This window comes from Polynucleobacter sp. JS-Safj-400b-B2, assembly GCF_018881975.1.
In the GTDB taxonomy this organism is placed as follows: Bacteria; Pseudomonadota; Gammaproteobacteria; order Burkholderiales; family Burkholderiaceae; genus Polynucleobacter.
In genome coordinates this window covers 1-2,991 of sequence record NZ_JACVPJ010000030.1, presented here as the reverse complement: position 1 = coordinate 2,991, position 2,991 = coordinate 1, and the positions used below count along the sequence as shown (strand labels likewise).

3 protein-coding genes and 1 tRNA gene are annotated in these 2,991 nt (G+C 43.4%); all 4 read left to right on the top strand.

Annotated features, from left to right (window positions below; translation table 11 throughout):
* Positions 1-588 precede the first annotated feature (588 nt).
* A complete protein-coding gene (locus tag ICN48_RS13720; RefSeq protein WP_216154243.1) occupies positions 589-1,242 on the top strand; it encodes a DUF3800 domain-containing protein in 654 nt (217 codons plus the stop codon).
* 166 nt (positions 1,243-1,408) lie between these two features.
* Positions 1,409-1,498 (top strand) — tRNA-Ser (locus ICN48_RS13715).
* A 150-nt stretch (positions 1,499-1,648) separates the two neighbouring features.
* Positions 1,649-2,203: a hypothetical protein gene (locus ICN48_RS13710; RefSeq protein ID WP_216154242.1), complete on the top strand. Its 555-nt coding sequence runs from the start codon at positions 1,649-1,651 to the stop codon at positions 2,201-2,203.
* 2 nt (positions 2,204-2,205) lie between these two features.
* Positions 2,206-2,991: hypothetical protein (locus ICN48_RS13705; RefSeq protein WP_216154241.1), on the top strand; the 786-nt coding region annotated here is incomplete at its 3' end.

The window sequence follows — 2,991 nt, the reverse complement described above, 5'->3', positions numbered from 1 at the left end:
TCTATGATACAAAAGTACTTCTATGATACAAACTCAAAAGGGCATCGCCCGCTGAGCTATATAGGTTGGTGCGGCTGGCAGGAATTGAACCCACGACCCCTTGGTTCGTAGCCAAGTTAACTGTCGGCGCAATTACTTTGTTAAATCAAATGGTTAGTTGTGGAGGACTGTATCATAAAAACATCTCTACGGTGTCGCTAAGTGTTTGATTTGTTTAGCCTTGATAACGGCTATTGATACAACAATTATCAACTAAAAGTCGAGCAGGCACTAAAGCTGTATCATTACCCCCATGGGTCAATCACTGCATAGCGGGGGTGATCCGACTGGCGTCACGCTTGGGATATCTTTCCAGTTTATAGTCAGCAAATTAATGGCCCCCTCTCTCTAGCATCCGGCGCATAGATGCATAAATTTGACATTTGGCGCATGATGCGCTATAAACAAGGAAGTGGCGAGGCGGTATAAGTAATCAAACACCCAATTAGCTTGCGAAAAATGTCGCCATCATCGTAAGCGCGTTGTAAACGCGTCAAGTTTGGGTACCGCACCTTTTCTTAAAAGCCCTGTAAAGGGCTTTTTCTCTTTATGACAACGATAATTTATCTAGACGAAAGTGGAGACCTAGGCTGGAAATTTGACGCCCCCTATCAAAAAGGTGGTTCAAGTCGATACCTGACTCTAGTCGCAGCAGTTTTAGACACTTCGCAAATAGCGCAACTTGAGAGGGCTGTCAGAGGTCTTTATAAGGCTAGAGGCAGAAAACTTTCAAGTGAACTGAAATCCATTCACCTAAGCAGTAAAGAGCGCGCCCAATTTGCACGGAAAATAGTTGAGATAAAAGAGGTTCACTCAAGCATAGAATTTTTTGCCATAACCGTTTCAAAGGAACGCGTCAACCAGGCGTTCAAAGATCATCCAAACGGCCTCTACAACTACATGGTGAAATTGCTCTTGATAGATGTCTTAAAACAGCATCCAAAGGTTGACTTCATACCCGACGCCAGATCCATCAGCGCCGAACTAAAACATTCGCTACATGACTATTTGCGCACAGAACTTGCCATTGTTGGTGCTCAAACTCAATTAATAACCACTCCTTTTGAGAGTAAGAATTCACTGGCATTGCAATTTGTTGATATTGCCGCAAGCATCGTCTGGGCACGCCATGAATTTATGAACCTAACTCATGCCGAACAGTTAAATAGCGTGATTCACGCAAAGCAGCTATTTTTTACTTAATGCGCACGAAAATCAACGGGAGAATTTTTGGACCCTCCCGCCCAAACTCGGACGCCCATTAACGCTTGTGATAATATTTACAGCACTACCCTGATGGTTTCGACTGTCAGGTGCAGAGCCTCCTCGGGGGCTCTTGCTTTTTCTGCTGCAGGAGTACAAACAAATAGGAAACGTGGCCGAGCGGCTGAAGGCACCGGTCTACTAAACCGGCATATTTGCAAAAGTATCGAGGGTTCGAATCCCCCGTTTCTCTCCACTACTTACCAAGGAAAAAGAATAATGCCAGCCATAAGGGTAAACACGTATGGATCGTAATGGGGGGGGGTAAATGATAATGGGCTCTTGCTACCTTGGAGCGCACTTGAGCTGGTCCGCTTTATTTAGTTAATTGTCAAAGGCTGCCCCCATGGTTAAAAATTTTTACATACGTAATGAGTACACGATCGCAGTAATTTTGGGATTAGCAACCACACCCCCTATTGCCCCAATGTGTTACTACGCATATCCAGTGATTCCTTTTATTTTATTTTTTGGGCTAAGGGAGTTCGCCAATGAATCATGCCAGAAGATAATTTTCTCAATCACGATTTCGTCGATCATTAGCTGCTCCTTGCTGGTTTTTGCATACCTGACGCCATCCTTATTCACCAAGCAGATTTTTATCTTAATGCTCAGTGCAATGGTTTTTAATGCGCTCTTATTTATTAAGGAGACGTATTCCCTTAAGCTTTTTATCAATAAAGCTCTTGCTTACTACAAATTACATCCGGACAAAAAATCTGGCTGGAAACTGGTATTAGTTTGCATCCCCCTTCTCCTATTTGACTTTGTTTTGGTGAAGGAGTACTTCGAAACTATGGGGATGGGCATTATTAATCTTCAGTACATCAATCTGTTTATTTTGGGTAACGCCATTTTTTTTGCCTCTTTCTTTTCTCAACTCTATATTTATAGGAAATAACTATGCCAGCTACAGTACAAGAAGCCACCTTTAACTCAGGATTTGCCATGGCAGAGTCCATGGTTGGGCAGATGATTAATGGTGCCCCAGCCTTTATTACCAAAGGAAACTTCTTATCCACTTTTGCCTTAAGTTATGCAACCTCTTATAGTGAAATCTCGGCAAATAATGTCAACCATTACACGGCTGGGCAGATTCAAGCGGCAGCAATCACCTCCGCCACATTGGATGCATCGGTATCTGGCGCACTAGTTTTGGCAGTTGGCGTTGGAATAACTGCTGTAGGCCTTGGACCGGTTGTGCTTATAGCTGGATCGGCTTTGGTGGCCGGTGCTGCGGCTGGATATACGTCTAGTAGCACTGATTACGATGCTATTAAACAAAGTATTACCAACAGCATTATCAATGGTACGCAAAACTTTGATAAGCTACTCAATTCCTATAATAACGTCAGCGCCGCTTCTCTTGTATCAAATGCGCCAATCAACTCATCAGTAACGGTTACCACTATTGGATCGGTTGAAGTCATTGGCGTATCTCAAACCAATTCATCCGGGCAGATCATTGCAACAGCATCAGATACACTTAGTCAAAATAGTGCAACGGTTGATATTAAAAATTACACTGGCGGAAGCGTGCAAAATGAGCAAGTTATCAATGGCTCCAATACTGGAGCAATAACGGATACAATCAGCGGCTCTGGTGCAAGCATAGCTCTCTCAAACGCCACTATTACTCTTGCCAATGGCGCAAGTGCTACCGTTGATGGTAATGGCAATACATTAAAT